5 protein-coding genes are annotated in these 4,713 nt (G+C 72.8%); 2 read left to right on the forward strand and 3 right to left on the reverse strand.

Features of this window, described 5'->3' with window-relative positions; all coding sequences use genetic code 11:
* From P1P75_RS39740 to P1P75_RS39750, 3 genes are all read right to left on the reverse strand, one after another.
* Positions 1–1,011, reverse strand: a 1,011-nt coding sequence (locus tag P1P75_RS39740; RefSeq protein ID WP_319264527.1) for a serine/threonine-protein kinase, incomplete at its 3' end; no start/stop codon positions are given.
* A 78-nt stretch (positions 1,012–1,089) separates the two neighbouring features.
* Entirely contained in the window at positions 1,090–1,578 is a 489-nt protein-coding gene (locus tag P1P75_RS39745) for a MarR family transcriptional regulator (RefSeq protein ID WP_319264529.1), read from the reverse strand.
* Positions 1,575–2,195: a type 1 glutamine amidotransferase family protein gene (locus tag P1P75_RS39750; RefSeq protein WP_319264531.1), complete on the reverse strand. Its 621-nt coding sequence runs from the start codon at positions 2,193–2,195 to the stop codon at positions 1,575–1,577. Before P1P75_RS39750 ends, P1P75_RS39745 begins: the two co-directional genes overlap by 4 nt.
* 229 nt (positions 2,196–2,424) lie before the next feature.
* On the opposite strand from P1P75_RS39750, the gene P1P75_RS39755 reads away from it, so the two are divergent.
* Together P1P75_RS39755 and P1P75_RS39760 are read left to right on the forward strand one after the other, a co-directional pair.
* Positions 2,425–3,780, forward strand: a complete 1,356-nt coding sequence (locus tag P1P75_RS39755) for an aspartate aminotransferase family protein (RefSeq protein WP_319264533.1) — start codon at positions 2,425–2,427, stop codon at positions 3,778–3,780.
* Between the two features lie 158 nt (positions 3,781–3,938).
* A complete protein-coding gene (locus tag P1P75_RS39760; RefSeq protein WP_319264535.1) occupies positions 3,939–4,646 on the forward strand; it encodes a GntR family transcriptional regulator in 708 nt (235 codons plus the stop codon).
* Positions 4,647–4,713 lie beyond the last annotated feature (67 nt).

The raw sequence follows: 4,713 nt of genomic DNA on the forward strand, positions 1-4,713 counted from the left end.
GGTGGGGACGTGGTCGGGCGGGGTGGAGTGCTGCGGGGCGGTCTCCGTGAAGGCGCCTTCGGGGTTCTCCGTCTCCAGGAGCCGTACGGCGTGCCGGCCGAGCTGGGCGACGAGGGTGCCCGGCAGCCACGGGTCGCGGGAGCGTCCGTCGGCAACGGTGTCCTCCGCGCCGGTGCGCTCCAGGATCCACTCCAGCGTCGGCCGGGCCGCCGGGTCCTTGCGCAGACAGGCGCGGACCAGGTCGGCGAGGCCCTCGGGCACGCGGGCGAGGTCGGGTTCCTCCTCGGCTATGCGGAACAGCAGCGCGTGGACGCCCTGCTGTTCGGCGGAGCCGAAGGGGAGGGTGCCGGTGGCGGCGTAGGCGAGGACGGAACCCAGGCAGAAGACGTCGCAGGCCGGCGTGATCAGGTCGCCGCGCACCTGCTCGGGGGCCATGAAGCCGGGTGAGCCGATCACCGCGCCGGTCTGGGTGAGGCCGCCGTCGCCGAGGTACGTCGTCATCCCGCCGTCGCCCGTGACGGTCTCCAGGGCCCGCGCGACCCCGAAGTCGATGACGCGAGGGCCCTCGATGGTGACCATCACGTTGGACGGCTTGAGGTCGCGGTGGACGATCCCGGCCGCGTGGATGTTGGTGAGGGCGTGCGCGAGGCCCGCGGCGAGGATGCGCACCGAGCGTTCGGGCAGCGGGCCGTGGTCGTGGCCCACCACCTGCTGGAGGCTGGGTCCGGCGACGTAGCCGGTGGCGAGCCAGGGCACGGCGGCCTCGGTGTCGGCGTCCAGGACGGGCGCGGTCCAGAATCCGCCGACCCGTTGGGCGTTGCGCACCTCGTGGCGGAACCGGGTCCGGAACTCCTCGCGGGCGGCCAGTTCGGGGCGGACCAGCTTCACGGCGACGGTCCGTCCGCGGTCCGAGCGGGCCAGAAAGACCTGTCCCATTCCTCCCGAGCCCAGCCGCCCGAGCAGCCGGTAGCCGCCGATCCGCTGCGGATCCCCCGGTCCCAGCTTCTCCATGGCAGCTCCGCCTTTCCCCCACATGTATGACCGAGCCGAGAATAAACCGGCCGTTCGGGGAGTCGAGCGGTGTGGTGTCTACGGTTCCATAACGGGGGCCGCCGCGGCGGCGGGCTCCTGCGCGGGCGGCTCCAGCTTTTCCAGGACCTGCGAGAGGCGTTCCAGCAGGCGCACGGCCTCGGCCAGCTCCGCTTCGCCGTACGCCTCGGCCAGCCGGTCGGCGAAGGCGGCGTGGCCGGGTTCGATGCGGGCGACGGCGGCACGCCCCCGCTCCGTCGGCGCCAGCAGCTTGGCGCGCCGGTGCGCCGGGTTGGGCCGGTACTCCGCGAGCCCCTTGCCGACGAGCAGGTCGGCGATGCGCTGCACGCTCTGCCGGGTGATGCCCATGGCGCGGGCGATGCCGGACACGGGGAGGGGTTCGGAGAGGACCGCGCCGAGCACCTGCCACCAGGCGGCGGTGAGCCCGGAGGGCCGGGCGAGTTCCTCCGCGACGCCGAGGAACTGGCCGTTGAGCCGGAAGACGCCGAGCGCGCCGCGGCTGAGCAGGTCCTGCCGTTCCCGGCTCACAGCGCCCCGGCCTTGTCCAGGACGGCGTAGGCCTCGGGGTCGGAGTCGTGGAACAGCCGGTACCAGGCGTCCAGCACCTCACCGTCGTACACGCCCAGGAGGCGGAGGACCTCGCGGGCGAAGGCGACGGGTTCGGTGGGTCCCGCGGTGATCAGGTCGCCGTCGGTGACGGCGTCGGTGTCGACGTAGCGGTCGCCGCCCGCGTATCCGGTGGCGGCGAGGTAGAAGGAGACGGCGCTGGTGTGGGCGCGGTCGTCGAGCAGGCCCGCGCGGGCGAGGCCCGCGGTGGCGCCGCAGATCGCGGCGACGGGCGTGCCGGCGGCCAGGAACTCCCCCGCCGTGCGGGCGAAGGGCGCGAGGTCGTCGGAAACGTCCCACAGGTCGGCGCCCGGCAGGATCAGCAGCGCGCCGTCCTCGGGGCGTACGTCCGCCAGCGCCGTGTCGGGCTGGATGCGCAGGCCGCCGATGCTGGTCACCGGGCGGGTCGAGGGGCCGACCGTGCGGATCTCGTACCCGGCGCGGGCCAGGTGGGCGGTCGCGTGACCGGTCTCCCAGTCGGCGAGGGTGTCGTAGACGGCGAGGTACACGGGCTTGCGGGGGGTGGCGGTGGTGCTCATGGGTTCCTCCGTGCGTCGTCGGGCGGTGCGGGGACCGGGTGTGGCGGCCTCGGCCGGCCATGAAGGCTTATGACAACATCCTGTCGAATTGCCAGCACGCTGTCAATGCCTGGCACCTCCCCCGGCCTGGTCCGACCGTCCACGCCCGACAACCTGTCGCGGAATCCGCCCGTCCAGGGAACAGGACGCCGATACCGCTTCCGCATCGCGGACATTTACGCTCACCGGCATGACCCCTCAGACCGACCCCCAGACCGGCGCGGCCGTGAAGGCCGCGGACCGCGCGCACGTCTTCCACTCCTGGTCCGCGCAGGAACTCATCGACCCGCTCGCCGTGGCCGGCGCCGAGGGGTCGTACTTCTGGGACTACGACGGCAAGCGCTACCTCGACCTCACCAGCGGGCTCGTCTACACGAACATCGGCTACCAGCACCCCAAGGTCGTCGCCGCGATCCAGGAACAGGCCGCACACCTGACCACCTTCGCGCCCGCCTTCGCCATCGAGGCCCGCTCCGAGGCGGCCCGGCTGATCGCCGAGCGCACCCCCGGCGACCTCGACAAGATCTTCTTCACCAACGGCGGCGCCGACGCCGTGGAGCACGCGGTGCGCATGGCACGGCTGCACACCGGGCGCCCCAAGGTGCTGTCGGCGTACCGCTCCTACCACGGCGGCACCCAGCAGGCCGTGAACCTCACCGGTGACCCGCGCCGCTGGGCCTCCGATTCGGCGAGCGCCGGCGTCGTGCACTTCTGGGCGCCCTTCCTGTACCGCTCCCGCTTCTACGCGGAGACCGAGGAGCAGGAGTGCGCGCGGGCGCTGGAGCACCTGGAGACGACCATCTCCTTCGAGGGGCCCGCGACGATCGCCGCGATCATCCTGGAGACCATCCCCGGCACGGCCGGGATCATGGTGCCGCCGCCCGGCTATCTGGCCGGCGTGCGCGCGCTGTGCGACAAGTACGGGATCGTCTTCGTCCTGGACGAGGTCATGGCCGGGTTCGGACGCACCGGCGAGTGGTTCGCGGCCGACCTGTCCGGTGTCGTGCCCGACCTGATGACCTTCGCCAAGGGCGTGAACAGCGGATACGTGCCGCTGGGCGGGGTCGCCATCTCCGGCGCGATCGCGGAGACCTTCGGCAAGCGCCCCTACCCCGGCGGCCTCACCTACTCCGGCCACCCGCTGGCCTGCGCCGCCGCCGTCGCCACGATCGACGTGATGGCGCAGGAGGGCGTCGTCGACAACGCGAAGAACCTCGGCGCCTCCGTCGTCGGGCCGGGACTGCGGGCGCTGGCCGAGCGCCACCCGAGCGTCGGCGAGGTGCGCGGCGTCGGCATGTTCTGGGCGCTGGAGCTGGTGAAGGACCGCGACACGCGCGAGCCGCTGGTGCCGTACAACGCCGCCGGTGAGGCGAACGCGCCCATGGCCGCGTTCGGAGCCGCCGCCAAGAAGGCCGGGGTGTGGCCCTTCGTCAACATGAACCGCACCCACTTCGTGCCGCCGTGCAACGCGAGCGAGGCGGAGCTGAAGGAGGGCCTCGCCGCCCTGGACACGGCACTGTCGGTGGCCGACGAGTACACCGCATAGCCGCCGGGCGCACCGGCCGGTCACGGCCATTCGCACAAGCCCTTGATTCGTCGAACGCGTAAGGTGGCGTGCTCGTACATACCGACGAGCACGCCATCCGCCGATGGCGCTCCGCCGTCGGACGGCGCGCGCGACGAGGACGAGGGAGACGGCCGACCATGCACGGCAGCAGGGGCAGCGGCAGCGGCGCCGTGACCCGCAGCACCCTGCGGCAGCAGATCGCCGACGCGCTGCGCGACGAGGTGCTGGGGGGACGGCTCCAGCCGGGCCAGGAGTTCACGGTCAAGGAGATAGCCGAGCAGTACGGCGTCTCCGCGACCCCCGTCCGCGAGGCGCTCGTCGACCTGTCGGCGCAGGGGCTGCTGGAGGCCGACCACCATCGCGGCTTCCGGGTGCACGAGTACTCCGCGGCGGACTTCCGGGGCATGGTGGAGGCGCGCAGCCTGGTCATCGAGGGCATGTTCCTCGCCCTGGACGCGGGCCGGCACAGCTCGCAGAACTTCGCCGACCCGCGGATCGCGGCGGCCGTCGCCGGAGTGCGCCGACGCGGCGAGGAGGCCCAGCGGGCCGCCGCCGCCGGTGATCTCACCGTGCTGATCGGCTACGACCTGCGGTTCTGGCGCGAGCTGAGCGCCCTGTTCGGCAACCCCTATCTCGCCGACTTCCTGAACCGGCTCCGGGTGCAGACCTGGGTGTGCCTCGTCCAGCATCTGCGCCGGCTGACCGACCTGCGCGGCCACCTGTGGTCCGGCCACACCGAACTCGTCGACGCCCTGTATCAGCGCGACACCACCACCGCGCGCACGATCCTCGACGAGTACAACACCCACTCCGTCGCGCTGATCGAGCGGCTGACGGCCGGATGAGCGGGACGGACACAGCCGAGGACCCCCACAGAGTCCCCGCGTCCCGCGGCACCACCGAGTCCCGCCC

The sequence above is a fragment of the Streptomyces sp. ID05-39B genome (genome assembly GCF_033794725.1).
GTDB classification, from domain to species: domain Bacteria; phylum Actinomycetota; class Actinomycetes; order Streptomycetales; family Streptomycetaceae; genus Streptomyces; species Streptomyces bobili.

Coding starts and splice junctions, on each gene's coding strand:
- P1P75_RS39750 (WP_319264531.1), bottom strand. CDS start 2,195: ATGAGCACCACCGCCACCCCCCGCAAGCCCGTGTACCTCGCCGTCTAC.
- P1P75_RS39755 (WP_319264533.1), top strand. CDS start 2,425: ATGACCCCTCAGACCGACCCCCAGACCGGCGCGGCCGTGAAGGCCGCG.
- P1P75_RS39760 (WP_319264535.1), top strand. CDS start 3,939: ATGCACGGCAGCAGGGGCAGCGGCAGCGGCGCCGTGACCCGCAGCACC.